At 75.2% G+C, this 22,620-nt stretch carries 25 protein-coding genes; 16 read left to right on the forward strand and 9 right to left on the reverse strand.

Features of this window, described 5'->3' with window-relative positions; translation table 11 throughout:
- The first annotated feature begins 26 nt into the window (after positions 1 to 26).
- The 10 genes from FHU37_RS01280 (at position 27) to FHU37_RS01325 (ending at position 8,121) form a co-directional block, all read left to right on the forward strand.
- Positions 27 to 611, forward strand: a complete 585-nt coding sequence (locus FHU37_RS01280; protein ID WP_179812379.1) for an ATP-binding protein — start codon at positions 27 to 29, stop codon at positions 609 to 611.
- A complete protein-coding gene (locus FHU37_RS27375) occupies positions 584 to 1,708 on the forward strand; it encodes an MBL fold metallo-hydrolase (RefSeq protein ID WP_218903900.1) in 1,125 nt (374 codons plus the stop codon). The genes FHU37_RS01280 and FHU37_RS27375 overlap by 28 nt, the downstream gene beginning before the upstream one ends.
- Entirely contained in the window at positions 1,705 to 2,310 is a 606-nt protein-coding gene (locus FHU37_RS01290; protein ID WP_218903902.1) for a DedA family protein, read from the forward strand. The genes FHU37_RS27375 and FHU37_RS01290 overlap by 4 nt, the downstream gene beginning before the upstream one ends.
- Before the next feature lie 190 nt (positions 2,311 to 2,500).
- A complete protein-coding gene (locus tag FHU37_RS01295; protein ID WP_179812380.1) occupies positions 2,501 to 4,099 on the forward strand; it encodes an ABC-F family ATP-binding cassette domain-containing protein in 1,599 nt (532 codons plus the stop codon).
- 187 nt (positions 4,100 to 4,286) lie between these two features.
- On the forward strand, positions 4,287 to 4,514 hold the full coding sequence (locus FHU37_RS01300) for a helix-turn-helix domain-containing protein (RefSeq protein WP_179812381.1): 228 nt from the start codon (positions 4,287 to 4,289) through the stop codon (positions 4,512 to 4,514).
- A gap of 637 nt (positions 4,515 to 5,151) precedes the next feature.
- Positions 5,152 to 5,676 (forward strand): Asp23/Gls24 family envelope stress response protein, encoded by a 525-nt coding sequence (locus FHU37_RS01305; protein WP_179812382.1) that lies wholly within the window; start codon positions 5,152 to 5,154, stop codon positions 5,674 to 5,676.
- Between the two features lie 94 nt (positions 5,677 to 5,770).
- Positions 5,771 to 5,953: a hypothetical protein gene (locus FHU37_RS01310; RefSeq protein ID WP_179812383.1), complete on the forward strand. Its 183-nt coding sequence runs from the start codon at positions 5,771 to 5,773 to the stop codon at positions 5,951 to 5,953.
- Entirely contained in the window at positions 5,953 to 6,450 is a 498-nt protein-coding gene (locus FHU37_RS01315) for an Asp23/Gls24 family envelope stress response protein (RefSeq protein WP_179812384.1), read from the forward strand. Before FHU37_RS01310 ends, FHU37_RS01315 begins: the two co-directional genes overlap by 1 nt.
- On the forward strand, positions 6,447 to 7,451 hold the full coding sequence (locus FHU37_RS01320) for a DUF6286 domain-containing protein (RefSeq protein ID WP_179812385.1): 1,005 nt from the start codon (positions 6,447 to 6,449) through the stop codon (positions 7,449 to 7,451). Before FHU37_RS01315 ends, FHU37_RS01320 begins: the two co-directional genes overlap by 4 nt.
- A 61-nt stretch (positions 7,452 to 7,512) precedes the next feature.
- Complete coding sequence (locus FHU37_RS01325) at positions 7,513 to 8,121, forward strand: Asp23/Gls24 family envelope stress response protein (RefSeq protein ID WP_179812386.1); 609 nt, start codon at positions 7,513 to 7,515, stop codon at positions 8,119 to 8,121.
- 142 nt (positions 8,122 to 8,263) lie between these two features.
- On the opposite strand, the gene FHU37_RS01330 is transcribed toward FHU37_RS01325, so the two are convergent.
- From FHU37_RS01330 to FHU37_RS01345, 4 genes are all read right to left on the reverse strand, one after another.
- Positions 8,264 to 9,025, reverse strand: coding sequence for an SDR family oxidoreductase (locus FHU37_RS01330; RefSeq protein ID WP_179812387.1), 762 nt, complete (start codon positions 9,023 to 9,025; stop codon positions 8,264 to 8,266).
- A 4-nt stretch (positions 9,026 to 9,029) separates the two neighbouring features.
- Positions 9,030 to 9,950: an SURF1 family cytochrome oxidase biogenesis protein gene (locus FHU37_RS01335; protein ID WP_179812388.1), complete on the reverse strand. Its 921-nt coding sequence runs from the start codon at positions 9,948 to 9,950 to the stop codon at positions 9,030 to 9,032.
- Positions 9,951 to 10,027: 77 nt separating this feature from the next.
- Entirely contained in the window at positions 10,028 to 11,080 is a 1,053-nt protein-coding gene (locus FHU37_RS01340) for a DEDDh family exonuclease (RefSeq protein WP_312892366.1), read from the reverse strand.
- Between the two features lie 213 nt (positions 11,081 to 11,293).
- A complete protein-coding gene (locus FHU37_RS01345) occupies positions 11,294 to 11,599 on the reverse strand; it encodes a hypothetical protein (RefSeq protein ID WP_179812390.1) in 306 nt (101 codons plus the stop codon).
- Between the two features lie 301 nt (positions 11,600 to 11,900).
- Here FHU37_RS01345 and FHU37_RS27645 point away from each other — a divergent pair, with 301 nt between their 5' ends.
- The 3 genes from FHU37_RS27645 to moaA all read left to right on the forward strand — a co-directional run bounded on the left by FHU37_RS27645 (position 11,901) and on the right by moaA (position 15,235).
- Positions 11,901 to 12,242 carry a DUF485 domain-containing protein gene (locus FHU37_RS27645; RefSeq protein ID WP_376774006.1) on the forward strand — a complete coding sequence of 114 codons (342 nt, stop codon included), beginning with the start codon at positions 11,901 to 11,903 and terminating at the stop codon, positions 12,240 to 12,242.
- Complete coding sequence (locus tag FHU37_RS01355; protein ID WP_179812392.1) at positions 12,239 to 13,906, forward strand: monocarboxylic acid transporter; 1,668 nt, start codon at positions 12,239 to 12,241, stop codon at positions 13,904 to 13,906. The genes FHU37_RS27645 and FHU37_RS01355 overlap by 4 nt, the downstream gene beginning before the upstream one ends.
- Before the next feature lie 312 nt (positions 13,907 to 14,218).
- Complete coding sequence (gene moaA, locus FHU37_RS01360; RefSeq protein WP_312892367.1) at positions 14,219 to 15,235, forward strand: GTP 3',8-cyclase MoaA; 1,017 nt, start codon at positions 14,219 to 14,221, stop codon at positions 15,233 to 15,235.
- Positions 15,236 to 15,258: 23 nt separating this feature from the next.
- Here the strand turns inward: moaA and FHU37_RS27650 are convergent, their stop codons facing one another.
- The 5 genes from FHU37_RS27650 to FHU37_RS01385 form a co-directional block, all read right to left on the reverse strand.
- Positions 15,259 to 15,573, reverse strand: coding sequence for a hypothetical protein (locus tag FHU37_RS27650; RefSeq protein ID WP_246449523.1), 315 nt, complete (start codon positions 15,571 to 15,573; stop codon positions 15,259 to 15,261).
- Positions 15,574 to 15,797: 224 nt separating this feature from the next.
- Positions 15,798 to 16,241, reverse strand: a complete 444-nt coding sequence (locus tag FHU37_RS01370; protein WP_179812394.1) for a DUF3099 domain-containing protein — start codon at positions 16,239 to 16,241, stop codon at positions 15,798 to 15,800.
- 142 nt (positions 16,242 to 16,383) lie between these two features.
- Entirely contained in the window at positions 16,384 to 17,010 is a 627-nt protein-coding gene (locus tag FHU37_RS01375; RefSeq protein ID WP_312892368.1) for an RNA 2'-phosphotransferase, read from the reverse strand.
- Position 17,011: 1 nt separating this feature from the next.
- A complete protein-coding gene (locus tag FHU37_RS01380; RefSeq protein ID WP_179812395.1) occupies positions 17,012 to 18,451 on the reverse strand; it encodes a metallopeptidase TldD-related protein in 1,440 nt (479 codons plus the stop codon).
- 115 nt (positions 18,452 to 18,566) lie between these two features.
- Positions 18,567 to 20,102 (reverse strand): TldD/PmbA family protein, encoded by a 1,536-nt coding sequence (locus FHU37_RS01385; RefSeq protein ID WP_179812396.1) that lies wholly within the window; start codon positions 20,100 to 20,102, stop codon positions 18,567 to 18,569.
- 252 nt (positions 20,103 to 20,354) lie between these two features.
- On the opposite strand from FHU37_RS01385, the gene FHU37_RS01390 reads away from it, so the two are divergent.
- The 3 genes from FHU37_RS01390 to fabI all read left to right on the forward strand — a co-directional run bounded on the left by FHU37_RS01390 (position 20,355) and on the right by fabI (position 22,533).
- On the forward strand, positions 20,355 to 20,687 hold the full coding sequence (locus tag FHU37_RS01390; protein WP_312892369.1) for a chorismate mutase: 333 nt from the start codon (positions 20,355 to 20,357) through the stop codon (positions 20,685 to 20,687).
- Positions 20,688 to 21,056: 369 nt separating this feature from the next.
- Positions 21,057 to 21,761 (forward strand): 3-oxoacyl-[acyl-carrier-protein] reductase, encoded by a 705-nt coding sequence (fabG, locus tag FHU37_RS01395; RefSeq protein ID WP_179812397.1) that lies wholly within the window; start codon positions 21,057 to 21,059, stop codon positions 21,759 to 21,761.
- A gap of 4 nt (positions 21,762 to 21,765) precedes the next feature.
- Positions 21,766 to 22,533 (forward strand): enoyl-ACP reductase FabI, encoded by a 768-nt coding sequence (gene fabI / locus FHU37_RS01400; protein ID WP_179812398.1) that lies wholly within the window; start codon positions 21,766 to 21,768, stop codon positions 22,531 to 22,533.
- Positions 22,534 to 22,620 lie beyond the last annotated feature (87 nt).

A 22,620-nucleotide genomic window follows, 5' to 3' on the forward strand; every position in this document is an offset into this window, starting at 1 on the left:
CGAGTACGAGCCAGAGGACGGGCAGGGTGGACACCGGAAGCATTCCCATACCGTTCCCGGGGGCCGCGGACGCCGCACGCCGGCGCCACACCCGCCGCGGCGAACGCGCGCACGTCCCCCACCAGCACGATCCCGCGCAACCCCACGGGCCGGCCCGCCCCGCGGTCCCCGCCCCCTCCGGCCCCCTGCTGATGTCGCTGCGCATGCGGGCACAGGACGCCGCCGTGCCGCGGGCCCGCCACGCCCTCCTGCACAGCCTCCCCGACGGCACCTCCGAGGAGGTCGCCGCCAGCCTGGAGCTGCTCGTCTCCGAACTCGTCACCAACGCGGTGCGCCACGTCGGCGAGGGACGCGTCTTCGCGGTCAGCCTGCTGCGCGGCGAGGGACGCCTCCGCCTCGCCGTGGTGGACAGCGACGACAGCGTGCCGGAGCAGGAACTCGCCGACCTGCGGATGCGGGAGGCCCGCACCGCCCAGGCGCCGGACCCCGACCACCTCGCGGAGAGCGGACGCGGACTGCTGCTGGTCGGCGCCGTCGCCGACAGCTGGGGCTCCTACCAGACACCGACCGGTAAGGTCGTCTGGTGCGACGTGTCGACTCCGACCCCCTGAGGCGGCCCTCCGGCGGGCGACCGATACCGCCGATGCGCTTCCTCGGCCACTCCACCGTCCTGGTGGAGATCGGCGGGTGCCGGGTGCTGACCGATCCGGTGCTGGTCTCCCGGGTGATCGCCCTGCGCAGGGTCGGCGCCCCGGTCGAGGCCGTCCACCACGCCGGCGTGGACCTGGTGGTGATCTCCCACCTGCACGCCGACCACCTGCACCTGCCCTCACTGCGCCTGCTCGGCCGCGCCGTCCCGGTCGTCGTGCCGGCCGGTGCCGGACCCTGGCTGCGCCGCAAGGGCTTCACCCACGTCACCGAACTCGCCCCCGGCGAGAGCCTGCGCCGCGGCGGCCTCACCCTCACCGCGACCGAGGCCGTGCACGACGGCGCCCGCCGCCCGGCCGTCCGCGGGATCCGCGCGGTCGCCGTGGGCTACCTGATGCGCAGCACCGAGCACCACGTGTACTTCGCCGGCGACACCGACCTCTTCGACGGCATGGCCGACCTGGCCGACCTGGCCGGCCGCGCCGCGACGATCTCCGCCGGCGGTCCCCGCGACGTCGCCCCGCCCCCGCGGAACGCCCCGGCCGAGCAGGACGCCCCAGCCCCGCAGACCGCCCCGCCCCCGGGCGGCGACGGCGGACCGGCCACGCCCCGCCACCAGGACCGCGCCGCCGCGCCGCGCCCCCGGCTGGACGTCGCCCTGCTGCCGGTCTGGGGCTGGGGCCCGAACCTCGGCCCCGGACACCTGGACCCGGCCCGCGCGGCCGAGGCCGTCCGGCGGATCGCCCCCGCCTTCGCGGTGCCGATCCACTGGGGCACGCTGAGCCCCTACGGCGCCGGCCGCTGGATGCGGCACCTGCTGGTGGACCCGCCGCACCGGTTCGCCGCCGAGGTGGCCGCGGCCGGACTGGACACCGAGGTGCTGATCACCCCGCCCGGCGGAGTGGTCGGCGTCGCCGGCGCCGACCACGCCCGCCCCTACCGCGGCCCCGCCGGCGGCGACGCCCCCGACGGACGAATCGGCCGCCGCCCCGGCCGGCCGGCGACCGCCCCCTCCCCGGGAACGCGGGCGCCCCGCCGGCCGGGGGAGCAGCCGAGGTGAACGCCGCCGCCGACCTGCTGACCGAGGCGGAGACGGCCAGCTACCCGCTGCTCGCGCTCGCCGTGCTGATCGGCTCGATCGTTCCGGTGATCCCCACCGGGCCGGTGCTCTCCGCGGCCTCCGCGCTCGCCCTGCACACCCCGGGGCGCTCGATCCTGCTGGTGCTGGCCGTCGCCGTGCTGGCCGCCATGGCCGGCGACCTGACCACCTACGCGGTCTGCCGCTACGGCGGACGCGGGGCGGCGCGCTGGATCCGCCGCGGGGAGACGGAGGACCAGCTCGACCGCGCCCGCCGCCGGCTCGGCACGCGCGGCGACCACGTGATCGTGGTCGGCCGGCTCGTCCCCGGCGGGCGCATCCCGGTGCTGCTCGCCGCCGGCCTGATCGCCTACCCCTGGCCCCGCCTGCTCCTCGCCGACCTGGTCGGCTGCGTGGCCTGGGCCATGACGTACGCCCTGATGGGGCTGCTGGGCGGCAGCCTGTTCACCCGGCCGTGGGTCGGCGCGCTGGCCGCGACCGTCGGGGTGCTCGCCGTCACCGGGCTGGTGCAGCTGGCCGTCCGGCTGGCCGGCCGCTGGCGCGAGCGCCGCACCGAGCCCTGACGGCGGCGTGATCCACCTCGCGTCGCGGGCCCGGCAAGTGGTTTGGGGACGGCTCACCGCGCTGTCTACACTGGCGCGCATGGCAGTAGATCCAGGGCATTAGGCCGTTCGGCGACGGCAGCCGTCGCGATCCCCGTCGACCACGGTCGATCCCCCAGCAGTCAGTCAGCCGTGCCAGGAGCACCCTTCCATGATCACTGCCACCTCCGTGGAACTGCGGGCCGGTGCCCGCGTCCTCATCGAGTCCGCCTCGTTCCGCGTCGCCCCCGGCGACCGCATCGGCCTGGTCGGCCGCAACGGCGCCGGCAAGACCACGCTCACCAAGGTCCTGGCCGGCGAGGGCATGCCCGCCGGAGGCACCGTCACCCGCTCCGGCGAGGTCGGCTACCTCCCCCAGGACCCGCGCACCGGCGACCTCGACGTCCTGGCCCGCGACCGGATCCTGTCCGCGCGCGGCCTGGACACCGTGCTGCGCAAGATGCGCGAGGCGGAGCAGCGGATGGCCACCGGCACCGGCAACACCCGCGAGCAGGCGATGAAGCGCTACTCGCGGATGGAGACCGAGTTCCTCACCAAGGGCGGCTACGCCGCCGAGGCCGAGGCGGCCACCATCGCCGCCAGTCTCGGACTGCCCGACCGGATCCTCGGCCAGCCGCTGCACACCCTCTCCGGCGGTCAGCGGCGGCGCGTCGAGCTGGCCCGGATCCTGTTCTCCGACGCCGACGTCCTGCTGCTGGACGAGCCGACCAACCACCTCGACGCCGACTCCATCCTGTGGCTGCGGGACTTCCTGAAGACCTACCGCGGCGGCTTCGTGGTGATCTCCCACGACATCAACCTCGTCGAGACGGTGGTCAACAAGGTCTTCTACCTGGACGCCAACCGGACCTGCATCGACATCTACAACATGGGCTGGAAGGCGTACCTGGCCCAGCGCGAGGCCGACGAGCGGCGCCGCCGCCGGGAGCGGCAGAACGCCGAGAAGAAGGCCGCGGCGCTGATGTCGCAGGCGGACAAGATGCGCGCCAAGGCCACCAAGACGGTCGCCGCGCAGAACATGGCCCGCCGCGCCGAGCGGCTGCTGTCCGGGCTGGAGGCCGAGCGGGTCTCCGACCGGGTCGCCAAGCTGCGCTTCCCGGAGCCCGCGCCGTGCGGCAAGACGCCGCTGATGGCCAAGGGCCTGTCGAAGTCCTACGGCTCCCTGGAGATCTTCACCGACGTCGACCTGGCCATCGACAAGGGCTCCCGGGTCGTGGTGCTCGGCCTCAACGGCGCGGGCAAGACCACCCTGCTGCGGCTGCTGGCCGGGGTGGAGAAGCCCGACACCGGCGTGGTGGAGCCCGGCCACGGCCTCAAGCTCGGCTACTACGCCCAGGAGCACGAGACCCTGGACCCGGACCGCACCGTCCTGGAGAACATGCGCACCGCCGCGCCGGACATGGACCTGGTCGAGGTCCGCAAGGTGCTCGGCTCCTTCCTGTTCTCCGGCGACGACGTGGACAAGCCGGCCGGGGTGCTCTCCGGTGGCGAGAAGACGCGCCTGGCGCTGGCCACCCTGGTGGTCTCCAGCGCCAACGTGTTGCTGCTCGACGAGCCCACCAACAACCTCGACCCGGCCAGCCGCGAGGAGATCCTCGGCGCGCTGCACTCCTACACCGGCGCGGTCGTGCTGGTCACCCACGACGAGGGCGCGGTGGAGGCGCTCCAACCGGAGCGGATCATTCTGCTGCCGGACGGCGTCGAGGACCTGTGGGGCCAGGATTACGCCGACCTGGTCTCCTTGGCCTGACCTCGCCACATCACCCCCCGGCGGCGGCCCGCGGTCGGTTTTCGGCCGGACACCGTGACACGCCCCATCGAGGGCCGGCATCGGGGCCGCCGCCCGTTTCGCGCACAGACCTTGCCGAACGGGTGGCCTTCGCCCGGCCCAGGGGTGATCATGGGAAGTCATAGCGCACTTCCATGAGGAGGCACGGGTGGCTGAAACTCTGAAGAAGGGCAGTCGGGTCACCGGCGCCGCGCGCGCCAAGCTGGCGGCCGACCTGAAGAAGCGGTACGACTCCGGCGCGAGCATCCGGGCACTGGCCGAGGAGACGGGCCGGTCCTACGGCTTCGTTCACCGCATCCTCAGCGAGTCGGGTGCCACCCTCCGCGGCCGTGGCGGCGCCACCCGCGGCCGTGGTAGCTCCGCTCCGCCGGCCTGACGACCGCCACGGGCGGGCCGGGCCGCGTTGCCCGGCTCCACCTGACCCGACCGGGTTCGGCCCGGGCGGGCCCGGACGATCGCCCCGACCCCGCGCCGCACAGCGAGGGGCGGCGGATGGGCACGCCGTTCCACACCGCTCTCCGACTGCCAGACCGTAGACCGACCCGACGACACCGACCAACCCCGATCGGCCCTCGCCCGGCCCCACGGAGATCCCGCCCCACGACCACCGGCCGGATCCCGATGCGTGTCGCGGCACGTCGACGCGCAGCGGCGCCCACCCGGGCGCCCTGCCCGTTCACCACGTGGCTGCCGGTTCGCACGCTGTTCTTTTCCGCGCCCCTTCTTCAGGATCCCATGGGGTGATCACGAAGCGCAGCCCCCCACTTTCGGCCTGTGGATGACTTCGCCGCGCCCCACCGGCCCGCTGCCCCACCGCCCCCCGGCCCGCCCGCCCGCCGCCCCACCGCCGGTGCACCAGCCCCTCCTCGCGCCGTTGCCGGCGCGGGCGGCTCAGCCCGCGCTGCGCCACGCCGCCGGCCGCAGCACACTCGAAGTGAAGGCAGCAGCACGTATGGTAGCCGTGCCGGGTGTGTCCAGGCGGCCCGGGCGGACCGGATCCAGGGAGCGGCGGCATGACCACGCAGAACGCCCCGTTCGGCGGGGAGGCCGAACCCGGCCGGGCTGCCGCGCCGCCCCCGGCGGGCGACCCGGCGTCTCGGGGACGCACCCAGATCGCCGACGGTGTGGTGGCCAAGATCGCCGAGACAGCCGTGCGCGAGATCCCCGGCGTCCACTCCCTGGGCAGCGGCATGGCACGGGCCATCGGCGCGGTGCGGCAGCGCGTGCCGAGCGGCCGGGCCAGCGCGGGGGCCGGCGTGGGTGTGGAAGTCGGCGAGACCGAGACGGCCATCGACCTCGACCTGGTCGTGGAGTTCGGCGCGCCGATCCCCGACGTCTGCGACGAGGTGCGCAGGGGCGTCGTGCACGCCGTCGAGTCGGCGACCGGCCTGGCGGTCGTCGAGGTGAACATCACCGTGAGCGACGTGCGGCTGCCCGACGAACCGGACGACCCCGACGCGGCCGACGCGACCCCACCGAACGGGCCGCACACGAGCAGCGGGGCGGACGGGCCGGAGACGGGGCGGCGGGCGCGGTGAGTGACGGACGCGCGGCCCTCCTGACCTCCGCCCCGGCGCGAGTCGTCCACGGGGACGCTTCGCCGGTGCCCTCGAGGTCCCTGGGAGGGCGGGCGTGAGCGCGCCGGGGGTGGGCATGGTGGCCGGCATGGCACTGGGTTTCGCGGCCTACTTCGGTGGCTTCGCCGCGTTCCTGCTGGTGGCCGCGCTCGGAGCGGTCGGGTTCGCGGCCGGGTGGCTGCTGCGCGGAGACGTCGACCTCGGCGAACTGCTGTCGGGTCGGGACCGGCGACGCTGATGGACGCCCGACCCGCTCCCGCCGGCACCGTCACCCCCGCCGGCCAGCCCACACCCGCCGGCCAGCCCACACCCACCGGTCGCACGAATCCCACCGGCCCGGCCAGCACCACTCGCCCGGCTCGGCCACCTGCGGGGGAACGCGGGAGCGTCCACGTCGCCGACCGCGTGGTGGCGAGGACGGCGGCGGAGGTCGCCCGTGCGGTGCTGGCGCGCTCGTTGTCTCCCGGACGCCGGCCCGGTCGGATCGGGGTGGGCGGTCCGGGCCCCGGGAAGCCGCGGGCGTCGGTGGTGGTGGCGGACGGCGGGGCCCGGATCGTCCTGCGGGTGGACCTGCCCTACCCGACGGACATCCCCGGCACGGCCCGGGTGCTCCGCGAGGAGGTCGCCCGCCGCACCGGCTCACTGACCGGGTTGGAGATCCACGAGGTGGTGCTGATCATCGACCGTCTGTGCCCGACTCCTCCGCCGCGCCTCCGCAGTGGGAGGGTGCGATGACCCGCGACGAGGGCCGCGTGGGCCGTGCCGGGGCAGCCGCCCCTGCCGGAACCGCTGGTGGGACGGGCGCGGAGGGGCCACCGACCCGGCCGCTGCCCCGCCCCTGCCTGGATCCGGCGGATTTCGGCGGCCTGGCGACACCCCACCCCGGCCCGCCCGCCGGCCCGCCCGCCGGGGCGGCGCCCCCGCCCCCATACGGGGCCGGAACCGTCGACGGTGGCGCGGGCGAGCCGCCGTCCACCCCCCGCCCGTGGGCTCCGCCGGCCCGGCGGGAGGGGGAGGAGTACGCCCACGGGGTTCCCTACGGCGACGACCTCGGCCACGCCCCGCCGCTGCCGATCGACGACGAACCACCCGGCGATGGACCGTTCGACGGCGCCCCGGCCGACCACCGACCCGGCGAGACCGGCGAGACCGGCCAACCCGGAGCGGCCCGTCGGCCCTGGTCCGCCCGCCGCCTGCCGTCCGCGCTGCTCGCCTCGGTGCTGCTCGCCGGGTCCGCGCTGCTGCTCTACGACCTCGCGGCGGTGCGCGTCGGCCGCCCGGAGGCCGCCTGGCGTCGCTGGCTCACCGAGGAACTGGCCGGTCGACGGATGGACGACCCGGCGGTGCTGCTGGCCGCCGCCCTCGCCGTGCTGCTCGGCCTGTGGCTGGTGGTGCTGGCGCTCACCCCGGGGATGCGCCGGCTGCTGCCGGTCCGCCCGCCCGGGGCGGGGGTGCGCGTGCTGGTGGAGCGGCGGGGCCTGGAGGCGGTGCTGGGGGAGCGGGTGCGGCGGGTGCCGGGCGTCGGGACCGCGCGGGTGCGGGCGCGCCGGCGGTGGGTGCGGGCCGAGGCGGAGGCGTGTGCGCGCCGCCCCGCCGCCGTGCGGGAGGACGTCACCGCGCTGGTCGCCGAGGAGCTGGTGCGGCTGGGTCCGGCCCGGCCGCCGCGCGTCCGCGTCGCGGTCCGGCCGGGGCGCGGCGTGGCCGAAGGCCCGCCCACGGTGGCCGACCGGAGCTGAGGCGTGGCACGGCGGTGGGTGAGACGGAGCCGAGGAGAGATCCAGGAAGGGGGAGGACCAGGTGCGGAACGTCGTGAACCGGGTGGTGCTGGCGCTGATCGGCCTGCTTCTCGTGGCGGGCGGCGGCGCCGCCCTGCTGGCCGCCGTCGATCCCGCCGGCCGCTGGGGCGTGCGCCCGCCCTCCTGGCTGCCGTGGCGGGGCCCGGACGCCGTGCCGTTCCCCCGGGAGACGCGGGCCCACCTGGAGGCGGCGGGCTGGTGGTGGCCGGTGATCTTCACGGCGCTCGGCGCCGGCGTCCTGCTGGCCCTGTGGTGGCTGGTCGCCCAGCTGAAACGGCGCCGCCCGGCCCGGATCAGCGTGCCGGGCGCGGGGCCGGGCGAGGACGGCGTCCAACTGCGCGGGCGGGCGCTGGCCCACGCGGTCGCCGACGAGGCGGAGCTGCTGCCGGGGGTGTGGCGGGCGCGGGCCGCGCTCTTCGGCACCCCGGCCCGGCCACGGGTGCGGGTGCTGCTGACCCTGCGGCCGGAGGCGGATCCGGTCCGGGTCCTGGCGGCGCTGGCCGACGGGCCGTTGCGCCACGCCCGGGAGTCGGTGGGACTGGCCGAACTGCCGGCGGACGTGCGCCTGCGGGTGGCCGAGCCGTCCTCGACGCGGGTGGACGCCGGCTAGCCGGGCCGGTGGTGCGGGTGGACCGGCTGGCCGGGCCGGTGGTGCGGGTGGACCGGCTGGCCGGGCCGGCGGTGGGGGTGGGCGCGGGGCCGCGCCGCGCGGCCCCGCGCCCACGTCGCGGCGGATCACCGGCGCGTGCGGCTCAGGGGCTGCGCAGCAGCCCGCCGTCGATCGGGATCATGGTGCCGGTCACGTAGGAGGCGGCGGGGGAGAGCAGGAAGGCGGCGACCCGCCCGAACTCCTCCGGCGCGCCGTAGCGGCGCAGCGGGATCCCGGCGGAGTTCTGTTCCCGGGCCGCCGTGGCGTCGCCGGTGGTGGCGTCGAGTTCACGCACCCGGTCGGTGTCGATGCGTCCGGGCAGCAGGCCGATCACCCGGATGCCGCGCGGGCCGAGCTCGTCGGCGAGGGTCTTGGCGGCCATGGCCAGTCCGGGGCGGAGGCCGTTGGAGATGGCCAGCCCGGGGATCGGTTGGCGCGCCGATCCGGAGAGCACGAAGCCGATGACGCCGCCCTCGCCGAGCACCTCGGCGGCCGAGCGGGCCAGCCGGACGGCGCCCAGGAAGACGGATTCGAAGGCGTCCCGCCACTGGTCGTCCTCGACGGCGGTGAGGGCGCCCGCGGGTGGGCCGCCGACGCTGATCAGCACGCCGTCCAGGCGTTCGAAGCGGCCCACGGCGGTGGCGACCAGGCGTTCGGCGCTGCCGCTGTCGGCGTTGTCGGCGGCGACGCCGATGGCCGTCGGGCCGCCGCCCAGTTCGGTCGCGGCCTTCTGCGCGGCCTCCTCGGTGCGGCCGCTGACCACCACCCGGGCACCGTCGGCGACCAGTGCGCGCGCGGTGGCGAAACCGAGCCCGCGGGTTCCGCCGGTGACGATGTACACCCGATCCTTCAGTCCCAGATCCATGGGCCTATCCTGCATCCCCCCGCGGCGCGGACAGGGCAGCGGGGCGCGGCGGTTCGCCGGCGGGTCCCTCGGCGGGAGCAGTGGGCCGGGGGGAGTCGCCGGCGGAGGAGCGCGGGGACGGGCCGGTGGGAGCGGGCGGTCCAGGGGCGCGGGCGGGGCCGCCGTCGGCGTTCCGTCCGCCGCCGGCGCGTTCCCGGGCCTCCCGGCGGATCAGGACGAACCAGCCGATCGGCACGCCGGCCGCGAACATCCACCACTGGATGGCGTAGGCGAAGTGGGAGCCGATGCCGGTGTGGTCGGGTTCCTCGACGGGCGCCGGGCTCTCGGCCGGCTCCGGGTCGGTGCTGACGGCCTCGACGTAGCCGGTGAGCAGCGGGTAGGGCAGGTCGGCGCCCAGCTCGTCGCTGTTGATCCGCATCACCTGCCGCTCGGGCAGGCCGCTGCGGTCCCGGATGCCGCTGTTGGCCTGGGTCTCGGACTGCCGCAGCCGGCCGGTGACGGTGACCTCGCCCTCCGGCGCGGCCGGCACCTCGGGGTGCGCGGTGGGGTCGGCGGGGCTGTCCACCCAGCCGCGGTTGACCAGCACCGCGCTGCCGTCGGAGAGGACCAGCGGGGTGATCACGTAGAAGCCGACGTCGCCGTCCGCGTCGGTGCGGTGCCGGGCCACCACCTCGTGCTCGCGGTCGTACCGGCCGGTGGCCGTCACCGACCGCCAGCGTTCCCCGTCCGCGACCTCGCCGTCGCCGGCCAGCTCCGCGACCGGCAGCGGGGTGGCCTCCAGGTTCGCGGAGAGCAGCTCGTTTCGGGCGACGCGCTGCTCGTGGCGGTGGTACTGCCAGATCCCCAGCTGGATGAAGGAGGGGATCAGCAGCACGGCCACCAGGTGGAAGACCAGCCAGCGCCGGGAGAGCAGGAAACGGTACACGTCACGACGGTACCTCCGACCGCCCCGCGGGCCGCCGACCGCCCCCCGTGCTCCGCGGTTCGCCGCCCGCCGCTCCGCTATTCCGCCGGCGTGGTCTCCGCCGCCGGCGGGCCGGCCGGGCGGGGGAGGCGGCGCGGCGCGGAGGTGTCCGGGACGCCGGGGCGGACGGAGTCCAGCAGTCGGACGAAGGTCTCCTCGTCGAGCACCGGGGTGCCGAGTTCGCGGGCGCGTCGGGCCTTGGTGGTGAAGCTGCCCGGGTCGTTGGTGACCAGCAGACTGGTGCGGCTGCTGACCGAGGTGGCGATGTGCAGTCCGGCGGCCTCGGCGCGCTGTTCGAGGGCGTCCCGGTCGGTGCGGGTGTCGCCGGTGAAGGCCACCCGCATGCCCTGCACCAGCGGACCTCCCTCGGGCAGCCGCCCCGGGTTGCGCCACGGGCAGGCCGGGCGGGGGCGGTGCGGGCGGCGCCAGCCGGTGGCGCGGCGGGCGGCGCCCCGGTCGCCGCCCAGGGCGGCGGCCGCGGAGGAGGCCCGGTACTCCTCGGCCGAGGGGACGGGGGCGGGCAGGCAGGTCAGCAGCGGCAGCGGCAGGGCGCGGCGGGCGGCCAGCCGCAGGCTGGGGCGGAAGGTCTCGGCGAGCACCCGGGCGTCGTCCAGCGCGTTGTGCGCCTGGCGCTGCTCCACGCCCCAGTAGGCGGCCAGCGAGTCCAGCCGGCTGCTGGCCACGGGCAGGCCGAGGGCGCGGGAGAGCGCCATGGTGCACAGCCGGCGGCGTACCGGGGCCTCGGAGCCGGCCCGGGCGAACTCGCGGCTGATCATGCCCCAGTCGAACTGGGCGTTGTGGGCGACCAGGACCCGGCCCTCCAGGCGGCGGGCGAGTTCGTCGGCGATCTCCGGGAAGCGCGGCGCGTCGGCGAGCACACGGCTGGTCAGGCCGTGGATCCACACCGGTCCGGGGTCGCGCTCGGGGTTGACCAGGGTGTACCACTCGTCGAGCATCCGGCCCCGGGCGTCCACGCGGTAGACGCCGACGGACACGATGCGGTCGGTGCGCGCCAGCCCGGTGGTCTCCACGTCCACGACCGCGTAGCCGTCGGGGTAGTGCGCCGGCCAGACCTCCGGGACCTCGTCCACCGCTGGGTCTTCCGTTTCGTCAGGTGCCGCCGTGCCCGGCGTGGTGGCCGGGGCCGGGGTGCCCGGCGGGTGCGGGGCGCGCCGGTCCGCCGCCCCCGTGGCCCCGCCCGTCGGGCGTTCGGGCGGGGCCGCGGTCGTCGGGGCGGGGGCGGGGGCGGGGAAGTCGGGGGCGTGCACGGTGCACCAGCCTACGAGGCGTGGACGACGGCGCCCTCACAGCGGGCGTCCGCGGGCGTCCAGCACCAGCACCGGGATGTGCACGGCGGGGCCGTAGTCGGACCCGGTCGGCAGTCCGGGGCGGGGTCTGACGGGGTGTGCGCCGGGGCGTGGACGAATCGGTTCTGCGCCGGGGCCGGCCACGCGCCGCCCGCCGGGTGCCGCCGCGCCGCCGGCTCCGCCGTCCCCGCCGCCGTCCGTGCCGCGGGCCGCGGCCCGCCGCGTCACGTCACCCTCCAGCGCGACCATGCCGAACGGCCGTTTGCCGTCGCCGCGCCGGGCACCGGTCGATTCCCTGTTCACACGCGCCCCTCCCGTCACCTCGCCATGGCCGGATCCGGCCGGACCCGACCGCCTGTCGCGCATCCTGCCGAACGAGCCCGCCTGGTCAGGGTGTTGGTGCCGGCCGCGTAAGCCCTCGCGCGGGTGAACCTCGGTGGCGGACGGGCGCCCCCTGTCGGAACACCGTCACAACCCCTACGATGCAGCCGCGTGTGATCCGCACCACTTCGGCGGGGCGCGTGCGCGCCGCCCGGTCACGCCACCTCGAACTCCTGAAGGAGGCCAACGAGTGGACCACAGCACCGCGAACCGCACCAGCGAGGTGGACCAGCGCGCGTACTACGACCGCGTCGCCGCCTCGCCCGACTTCCACCGGCTGCGCCGTACCCACCGTTCGTTCGTCTTCCCCATGACGATCGCGTTCGTCCTCTGGTACCTGCTCTACGTCCTGCTGTCCAACTACGCGCCCGGCTTCATGGGCACCACCGTGGTCGGCAGCATCAACATCGCCTTCGTGCTCGGCATCGCCCAGTTCGTCAGCACCTTCGCCATCGCCTGGGTGTACCGGTCGTTCGCGGCCCGGCGGCTGGACGGCGACGCGGACCGGATCCGCGCCGAGGTCGAGGCGCACCTCGCCGCACGACCCGAGGAGGACGCCCGATGAGTTCCGTCGCCCCGCTCCACCCGGCCGCGCTGCCGGACGCCGTCGTCCTGCTCTCGGCCGCCACCACCGAGGACGCCGGCGAGCACCGCGGCCTGATCATCACCCTGTTCGCCGTCTTCGTGGCGGCCACCCTGGGCATCACCATCTGGGCCGCCCGGCAGACCAAGGACGCCACCGACTTCTACGCCGGCGGGCGCTCCTTCTCCGGCTTCCAGAACGGCCTGGCCATCTCGGGTGACTACATGTCCGCGGCGTCCTTCCTGGGCATCGCCGGCGCCATCGCCCTGTTCGGCTACGACGGCTTCCTGTACTCCATCGGCTTCCTGGTCGCCTGGCTGGTGGCCCTGCTGCTGGTCGCCGAACCGCTGCGCAACTCCGGCCGGTTCACCATGGCCGACGTGCTGGCCTTCCGGATGCGCCAGCGGCCGGTGCGCACCGCCGCCGGCACCTCCACCATCATCGTGTCGATCTTCTACCTGCTCGCGCAGATGGTCGGCGCGGGCACGCTGGTGGCGCTGCTGCTCGGCGTGGAGGGCGAGGGGGCGCAGCGTCTGGTCGTGGTGCTGGTCGGCGCCCTGATGGTGCTGTACGTCGCGGTGGGCGGCATGAAGGGCACCACCTGGGTGCAGATCGTCAAGGCGGTGCTGCTGATCGCCGGCACGCTGCTGATCACCATCCTGGTGCTGAACCGCTTCGGCTGGAACATCTCCCGGCTGCTCAGCGAGGCGGCCGACGCCAGCGGGCACGGCGCCGCGTTCCTGGAACCGGGGCTGCGCTACGGGGCCACCGCCACCACGCAGCTGGACTTCCTCAGCCTCGGCATCGCGCTGGTGCTGGGCACCGCCGGCCTGCCGCACATCCTGGTGCGCTTCTACACGGTGCCGACCGCCCGTGCCGCCCGCACCTCGGTGCTCTGGGCGATCGGCATCATCGGCGCCTTCTACCTGATGACGATCGCGCTGGGCTTCGGGGCCGCGGCCCTGGTCGGCCCGGAGACCATCACCGAGTCCAACGCGGCCGGCAACACCGCGGCCCCGCTGCTCGCCCAGGAGGTGGGCGGCGGCGTCGGATCCACCGGCGGCGCGGTCCTGCTCGCCGTCATCTCGGCGGTGGCCTTCGCCACCATCCTCGCCGTGGTCGCCGGGCTCACCCTGGCCTCGTCGGCCTCCTTCGCCCACGACCTGTGGGCCAACGTGATCCGCCGCGGCAAGGCGGGGGAGCGCGAGGAGGTGCTCGCCGCCAAGCTGGCCGCCGTGGCCATCGGGGCCGTGGCGATCGTGCTGTCCATCTTCGCCGGACGGCTGAACGCGGCGGCGCTGGTGGCCCTGGCCTTCGCGGTCGCCGCCTCGGCGAACCTGCCCACGCTGCTGTACAGCCTGTTCTGGAAGCGCTTCAACACCCGCGGGGCGGTGTTCAGCATCTACGGCGGTCTGGCCTCCTCGGTGCTGCTGGTGGTGTTCTCCCCGGTGGTCTCCGGCAAGGAGACCGCGCTGATCCCGGGGATGGACTTCGCCTGGTTCCCGCTGGAGAACCCGGGCATCGTCTCCATCCCGCTCGGCTTCCTGCTCGGCCTGGTCGGCACGCTGCTGGGCAGGGACGACGAGGCGGAGGCCAAGTACTCGGAGATGGAGGTGCGCTCGCTCACCGGCGCCGGGGCGCACTGACCCGCGGCGGCGGCCCGGCGCTCCACGGCCGCGGCCACCGGCGGCGCCGCGCGCGCGTCCGGCCGGCGGGGGACACCCCGCCGGCCGGAGGCCGTCTCGTCCCGTTTCGCCCCACCTCACGACGGCGCCCGCGGGGTGTGGAGGAATCTCCAACATCGCCGCAATGCGATCGCTCACGGCTCGTTACCCGGGCTGCGTGGCAGGATGTCCGCACATGCGTACGCTGGTGGCCGCGCGTCCGGACGGCCGCGCGGCCACCAGGCCGCCCCCAGTGGGCGACGAACACCGGCGCCCGCCCGGCGGACGGGCGCGGTGCCCAACGCCGTGGAGGTGGGGACCGTTCTCCTCGACCGCTACAACCGGGTCGCCACCGACCTGCGCGTCTCGCTGACCGACCGCTGCAACCTGCGCTGCACCTACTGCATGCCGGAGGAGGGCCTGTCCTGGCTGGGGCGGTCCGACCTGCTCACCGACGAGGAGATCCTCCGGCTGCTGCGCATCGCCGTCGGCGAACTCGGCGTCACCGAGATCCGCTTCACCGGCGGGGAGCCGCTGCTGCGCCCGGGACTGGTCGGCATCGTGGCGGAGGCGGCCCGGCTGCGGCCCCGTCCGCAGCTGTCGCTGACCACCAACGGCATCGGGCTGGCCCGCACCGCCGAGGCGCTGCGGGAGGCCGGCCTGGACCGGGTGAACGTCTCGCTGGACACCCTGGACCCGGACACCTTCCACCGGCTCACCCGGCGTCGCCGGCTCGACGACGTGCTCGCCGGGATCGAGGCGGCCCGGGACGCCGGGCTGACCCCGGTGAAGATCAACAGCGTGCTGATGCGGGGCGTCAACGACCGGGACGCCCCCGCGCTGCTGCGTTGGAGCCTGCGCGGCGGCTACCAGCTGAGGTTCATCGAGCAGATGCCGCTGGACGCCCAGCACGGCTGGGACCGCGCGGAGATGGTCACCGCGGGCGAGATCCTGGCCTCGCTGCGCGAGCACTTCACCCTGGAGCCCGAGCCGGAGTCCGCGCGCGGCTCCGCCCCGGCCGAGCGCTGGATCGTGGACGGCGGCCCCGCCACGGTCGGCGTCATCGCCACCGTGACGCGGCCGTTCTGCCGGGCCTGCGACCGCACCCGGCTGACCGCGGACGGGCAGGTGCGCAACTGCCTGTTCGCCCGGGAGGAGACGGACCTGCGCCACGCCCTGCGCTCCGGGGAGTCCGACGCGCGGATCGCCGAGCTGTGGCGGGCGGCGATGTGGGGCAAGAAGCCCGGCGCCGGCATCGACGACCCGGAGTTCCTCCAGCCCAGCCGCCCGATGTCCGCCATCGGCGGCTGACCGCCGGGGCCGGCCGCACCGGGTCAGCTCGGGGCGCCGCCCTCGCCCTCGGCGGGGTGGGCGCGTTCCCAGTCCTCGAGCGTCACCACGTCCTTGAGGAAGGAACGGACGTCGAGGAACCGGCTCAGCTGCTCGCGGTGCGCCTCGCACGCCAGCCAGGTCTTGCGCCGCTCCGGCGTGTGCAGCTTGGGGTTGTTCCAGGCCAGCACCCACACGGCCGCGACGCGGCAGCCCTTGGCGGAGCACACCGGCCGGCCGCCGTCGGTCGTGGGGGCGCCGCCGAAGAGTCCGGGAAGCGGCCCGGGTGCGGAGCCGGGGGTGGGGGAGTCGGTGGCCATGCTGGGTCGTACCTTCACGCGTCGAGGGGTGGGGCGACACCAGCCTAGGGCTGCCGGAACATGACGACGCCGGGCGGCCACGGGGGATGCCGCCCGGCGTCCTGGTCGCTCCGACGGGGGATACGAAGCGATACCGCAGTATTGCACGGCCGAACGCCGGTGCGCGGGACCGCGTCGGGAATCGGTTGAGGTTTTTCTGAGGTTTTCTCTCCGTGTTCGCTTGCTCACCGATCGCGTTCGGAAGTGATTCGTTCCCACTGCTCCGCGGGGACCACCAGATGGCCCTCGGAGTCCCGCCAGGTGCCCTGCGGCGCGGTCTCCCCGCCGGCCGCCGGCGCCTCCCGCTCCGGCTCGGATTCGGGCTGGTCAGCGGCTTCGAGCGCGTGCGTGGCGGAGGCGTCCACGACGGCCTCCGGCAGCCCCGGGGCGCTCTCCCGCCCGCCGTTGGCGATCACCACGGCAACGTACGGCAGCACCGTGCCGCCGAGCAGCGCGACCAGGGCGAGGGGGAGCGAGACGTTCCACAGCAGGGCGGTCGCCACCACGCAGGCGGTGCGGATCAGCATCGAGATGAGGTAGCGGCGCTCCCGCCCGTGCACGTCCTCGGTCAGGCCGGCCCGCGCGCCGGTGATCCGGTGCACCTCCCCGGCCGGCTTCCTCCTGAACATGGTCCTCCGCCTCCACCCGTGCACCCGAAACGTCCACGTCGAACGCCGCTCGCCCGCCGCGCTCCCTCCACCGTACGCCGGGGGTCCGCGGGCCGGAGCGGCCCTCCCCGCTCCCGCGCGCCCGGGGAGCGGACGGCCCTGCTCAGCCCCGCGGCGGGTCGTCCCCGGGCGCCGGCCGCAGGTGGTGCGGCGGCACCCGGTCGGTGAGCCACACCCCGTTGGCGCTCAGCCAGAACGGGCGCCCGTCCGCCGTCAGCGCGGCCGCGTCCACCAGCAGCACCACGGGCCGCCCGTGCCGGGCGCCGACCCGCTCGGCGGTCTCCCGGTCGGCGGACAGGTGCACGTGCTGCCGGCGCATGGGCAGCAGGCCCTCGCGCCATATGGCCGGCAGGGAACGGGTCGCCGTGCCGTGGAAGAGCACCGCCGGCGGCCGGGCCGGCGCGTAGCCCAGCTCCACGGCGACCGAGTGGCCCTGGCTGGCCCGGATGCGCAGGCCGTCCTCGGAGTAGGCGAACCGCCGCTTGTCGTTGGTGGCCACCACGTGGTCCAGTTCCTCGCGGCTGAGCCGGGTGCCGTGGGCGCGCAGCGCCGCGAGCAGTTCCCCGACCTCCACCCAGCCCGCCGGGTCCAGCCGGAGGCCGACCGATCCCGGGTCGTGCCGCAGGATCCGCGCCAGGAGCTTGGAGACCCGCACCGTCCGCTTCGGCTCCCCGGCACGCCCGCCCCGCCCCGGCTCCGTCGCCTCCGCCCCGCCCACCGCGCCCGTCACCTCAGGACGCCTGGCTGACCGAGGACATGTTGAAGCCGTCCACCCGCAGCGCCGGCATCGCCGCCCGGGTGAACCAGTCGCACCACTCGCGGGGCAGGGTGCGCTCCGTCCGGCCCGCGCCGCTGATCCGGCCGAGCAGCGCCACCGGGGACTCGTTGAACCGGAAGTTGTTCACCGCCCCGACCACCTCGCCGCCCTCCACGAGGTACACGCCGTCCCGGGTGAGCCCGGTGAGCAGCAGCGTCGCCGGGTCCACCTCGCGGATGTACCACAGGCAGGTCAGCAGCAGGCCGCGCTCGGTGCTGCCGATCAGCTGGGCGAGGTCGCCGTTGCCGGTGCGCGAGCCGGCCGGGACCTCCAGCAGCAGGTTGTCCGCGGAGGGGTGCACCGGCAGGCCGGCGGCCTCGGCGCTGTGCCGGCTGGAGACCAGGGAGGACAGCACGCCCTCGGAGATCCACTCGGTGGCGCCCACCGGCAGGCCGTTGTCGAAGACCGACTCGTCGTCCCCCGAGGACCCGGTGATCACGAACGGCGCGCACTCCAGGCCGGCCGCCAGCGGGTCGCTGCGCAGCGTCAGCGGCACGTCGGTCAGCCGCTCGCCGACCCGGGTGCCGCCGCCGGGGCGGCTGAAGACGGAGCGGCCCTCCGCGGCGTCCCGCGCGCCGGCGGACCACATCAGGTAGACCATCAGGTCGGCCACCGCGCTGGGCGGCAGGATGGTCTCGTAGCGGCCGGCGGGCAGTTCCAGGCGCCGTTCGGCCCAGCCGAGCCGCTCGTCGAGGTGGCCGTGGATGGCCGGCAGGTCGACGTCGGCGAAGTCCCGGGTGGAGACGCCGTGCCAGGCCGAGCGGACCAGGTCGGCCGACTTGGCGTTCACCTCCAGGGTTCCGGTGGGCTGGTCGTGGCGCAGCCGCAGGCCGGTGGAGGAGCCGAGGTAGGTGGTGGTCACCCGGTGGTGGGCGAAGCCGTAGAGCAGTTGCCCGGTCGCCCGGGCGCGGCGGAAGGCCTCGCCGAGGGCCGGGGCGAAGGAGCCGAAGACGTCGGCGGAGGTGCCGGCCGGCTCGGCGTCGAAGTCGGGGGAGGCGGCGGTGGCGTCGACGAGGGGGCGGGCGTCCTCGGCCGGGGAGGCGGCCCGGGCGGCCTGCTCGGCGGCGCGCACCAGGGACTGGAGTTCGTCGGTGGTGACGGCCTCCCGGGCGACCACGCCGGCGGCGGTGCCCTCGGCCCCGTCGACGGTGGCGATCACCCGGACCGTCCGCCCCCGGGTGGTGCCGCCGGTGGTCAGGGCGTTGCCGGCCCAGCGCAGGTTGGCCGTGGAGCTCTCCTCGACCAGGACGACGCAGCCGTCCGCCCGGGACAGCTCCAGGGCGCGTTCCACCAGCAGGTGCGGGGCGGTGCGGGACGCGGCGGGACCGGTGGTGGTGCCGGTGGTGCTGCTCAACGGAGGGCCTCCCGGGCTGGAGCGGTGACCGCGGTGGCTGTGCCCGCCGCGGCGGCGATGACGGCGTGGGGTGCGGGGAGCGGAGGCGGGGCGGCCGGGCCGGCCGCCGGCGCCGTCAGGACCCCTCCTCGACGGTGTTGAGCACGCGCACCCCGCGGAAGAGCGCCGAGGGGCAGCCGTGGCTGACCGCGGCGACCTGGCCGGGCTGGGCCTTGCCGCAGTTGAAGGCGCCGCCGAGCACGTAGGTGTGCGGCCCGCCGACCGCCTCCATCGCCCCCCAGAAGTCGGTGGTGGTGGCCTGGTAGGCGAAGTCGCGGACCTGGCCGGCGAGCTTCCCGGAGCGGATGCGGTAGGCCCGCTGCCCGGTGAACTGGAAGTTGTAGCGCTGCATGTCGATGCTCCAGGAGCGGTCGCCGACGATGTACAGGCCGTCCTCCACGCCGGCGATCAGGCCCTCCGTGGAGGGGCCGAGCGGGGAGGGGGCGAGGGAGACGTTGGGCATCCGCTGGACCGGCACGCTGGCCGGGGAGTCGGCGAAGGCGCAGCCGTTGGAGCGGCCGAAGCCCTCCTTGCGGGCCATCTGGCGGTCGAGCTGGTAGCCGACCAGCAGGCCGGAGGTGATCAGCTCCCAGGACTGGGCGGCGACGCCCTCGTCGTCGAAGCCGATGGTGGCGAGGCCGTGTTCGACGGTGCGGTCGCCGGTGACGTTCATCAGCTCCGAGCCGTACTGGAGCTTGCCGAGCTTGTCCAGGGTGGCGAAGGAGGTGCCGGCGTAGGCGGCCTCGTAGCCGAGGGCGCGGTCGAGTTCGGTGGCGTGGCCGATGGACTCGTGGATGGTCAGCCACAGGTTGGAGGGGTCGATCACCAGGTCGTAGCGGCCGGCCCGCACGGAGGGCGCGGCCATCTTCTCGGCGAGGTGCTCGGGCAGCGCGGCGAGTTCGCCGTCCCAGTCCCACACGGGGGCGAGGCCGCCGGGCCGGGCGAGGTACTCCCAGCCGCGGCCGACCGGTGGCGCCAGGGTGCGCATGGTCTCGAAGGCGCCGGAGTCGGTGTCCACCGCGACGGCGGTGAACTCGGGGTTGAGCCGGATCCGCTGCTGGGTGGTGACCGTGCCGGCGGTGTCGGCGTAGAACTTGTTCTCCTGGACGGCCAGCAGGGAGGCGGTCACGTGGGCCACGCCCGGGGCGGCCAGCAGGCGGGCGCTGTGCTCGGCGAGCAGCGCGGTGCGCTCCTCCTCGGGCACGTCGAACGGGTTGGTCTCGTAGGAGGAGACCCAGGTCTCGTCGGGGTAGGCGGGCTCGGGCGCCAGTTCCACCCGGTCGGTGGTGCCGGCGGCGGCGGTGACCCCGGCGAAGAGGCGGGCGACCGCCACGGCCCGCTCGGCGGTGCGGGCGGCGGCCTCGGGGCTCAGTTCGTCGTCGGAGGCGAAGCCCCAGGCGCCGTCCACCAGCACCCGCACGGCCAGGCCGAGTTGGACGGTGTCGGAGGAGCCGGAGACCCGGGCGTCGCGCAGGTGGAGGTCCGCGCTGCGGATGCGCTCCAGGCGGAAGTCGGCGTGCGTGGCGCCGAGTGCGGTGGCGCGGGAGAGGGCCGCGTCGCCGAGCGTGCGCAGCGGAAGCGCCAGGAACGACGGATCCAGCGGGTGGGACATGGCTCCTCCTGGAGGGCTCCGGATGATCACCGTCGATTCTCCACCACCGCGGGCGGCCGTGGGGAAGTCACTGCGCGGCCTGTGGACGACTTCCGCGGCGCCGGTCGCCGGTCGCCGGCCGCCGGCGCCCGCGGGCGCGGCGCCGCCCGGCCCGCCCTAGAATCCCTGGTCGTGGTCATGGTCGAGCGCGGCGCACCGGCGCCGCGGGACCGAGGACGAGGGACGGGAGTGCCCGCAGTGTCGGAGGAAGCCGTGAGCCGTGACGAGGCCGGGACGCAGCCCGGCGGGAGCGGGCTGGATCCGGCGGTGCGCGCGCGGCTGGAGGGGCTGCGGGACAGCATCGACAACATCGACGCGGCGCTGGTGCACCTGCTCGCCGAGCGGTTCAAGCACACCCAGGAGGTCGGGCACCTCAAGGCCGAGCACGCCCTGCCGCCGGCCGATCCGGAGCGGGAGCGCCGGCAGATAGCGCGGCTGCGTGACCTGGCGGTCACCGCCAAGCTCGATCCGGAGTTCGCGGAGAAGTTCCTCGGCTTCATCATCGAGGAGGTCATCCGCCACCACCAGAAGATAGCCCGGTCATGACGGGGGGCCCGGCCCGGCGCCGGGCGGCGCGCGGCGGGGCGGGCGTGGCGGCGCGGCACGCGGGGGCGGCCGGGGGCGTTGTCCGAACCCCACAACGTCGGTGGGGTGCTCGATGTACTGCGACGATCCCGGTTACCGATCAGTAGGAAGATACTGTCCGTTATGGCGTCGCCGACCGCCGCCCGTCCCCCCGGTCGGCCCCGGTCCGGCGGCGGCGCTCGTGTTCGTGTTTGGACGTGCGCGGCGGCCGGCAGGCCGCCGCAGGCCCGTGCGGGACCTCCCGTGGGCGTTCCGCACCGGTCGGGACGTCCGCGGTGAACCGTCCGCGGCCCCTCGAATGACATATCCCTGGAGAGAAGAGGTGGTCCGATGAGCCGCTCGGTTCTCGTCACCGGAGGCAACCGCGGCATTGGCCTGGCCATCGCTCGCGCCTTCGCGGAGGCTGGAGACAAGGTGGCCGTCACCAGCCGTTCCGGCGAGGCTCCCGAGGGGCTCTTCGCCGTCAAGTGCGACATCACCGACGCCGCGCAGGTCGACGCGGCCTTCAAGGAGGTCGAGGACGCCCACGGCCCCGTGGAGGTGCTGGTGGCCAACGCGGGAGTGACCGGGGACCAGCTCCTGCTGCGGATGACCGAGGAGGAGTTCACGAACGTGGTGGACACCAACCTCACCGGCACCTTCCGCGTCGTCAAGCGCGCCACCCGGGGCATGCTGCGCGCTCGCAAGGGCCGCATCCTGATGATCTCCTCCGTCGTCGCGATGATGGGTTCGGCGGGGCAGGTCAACTACGCCGCCTCCAAGGCCGGGCTGATCGGCTTCGGCCGCTCCCTGGCCCGTGAGCTCGGTTCCCGCGGGATCACCGTCAACGTGGTCGCCCCGGGCTGGGTCGAGACCGCGATGACCTTGGCGGTCTCCGAGGAGCGCCGGCAGGAACTTTTCGCCAACATCCCGCTGGGGCGCATCGGAGACCCCGAGGAGATCGCCAAGGTGGTGCGCTTCCTCAGCTCCGACGACGCCTCGTACATCACCGGAGCCGTCATTCCCGTAGACGGCGGATTGGGCATGGGTCACTGAGGCAATGTCTGGAATCCTCAACGGCAAGCGCATCCTGGTCACCGGGGTCATCACCGACTCCTCCTTCGCCTTCCACGTCGCCAAGCTCGCCCAGGAGCAGGGCGCGGAGGTCGTCCTCACCGGCTTCGGCCGGGTCAGCCTGGTCAACCGCATCGCCGCGCGGCTGCCCAAGCCCGCGCCGGTGATCGAGCTGGACGTGCAGAACGAGGAGCACCTGGCCTCGCTGGCGGAGAACGTGCGCCAGCACGTGGACGGCCTGGACGGCGTCGTCCACTCCATCGCCTTCGGCCCGCAGGACGCCCTCGGCGGCAACTTCCTCAACACCTCGTACGCGGACGTCTCCACCGCCGTCCACGTCTCCGCCTACTCGCTGAAGTCGCTGGCCATGGCCACCCTGCCGCTGATGCGGGACGGCGGCTCCATCGTGGGCATGGACTTCGACGCGCAGGTGGCCTGGCCGGGCTACGACTGGATGGGCGTGGCCAAGGCGGGCCTGGAGGCCACCTCCCGCTACCTGGCCAAGTACCTGGGCGACCAGAACATCCGGGTCAACCTGATCTCCGCCGGCCCGGTGAAGACCATGGCCGCCAAGTCCATCCCGGGCTTCGACAAGTTCGAGGGCGTCTGGGACGAGCGCGCCCCGCTCGGCTGGGACCTGTCCGACCCGGAGCCGGCCGCCCGCGGCGTCGTCGCGCTGCTGTCCGACTGGTTCCCGAAGACCACCGGCGAGATCATCCACGTGGACGGCGGGCTGCACGCCGTCGGTGCCTGACCGCACCCCCGCCACGCCAGCGGGCGGCACCCGGTTCCCTCCGGGTGCCGCCCGCGGCCGCGTGCGGGGGCCGTCTCCCAGGGAACC

Source organism: Allostreptomyces psammosilenae (assembly GCF_013407765.1).
In the GTDB taxonomy this organism is placed as follows: Bacteria; Actinomycetota; Actinomycetes; order Streptomycetales; family Streptomycetaceae; genus Allostreptomyces; species Allostreptomyces psammosilenae.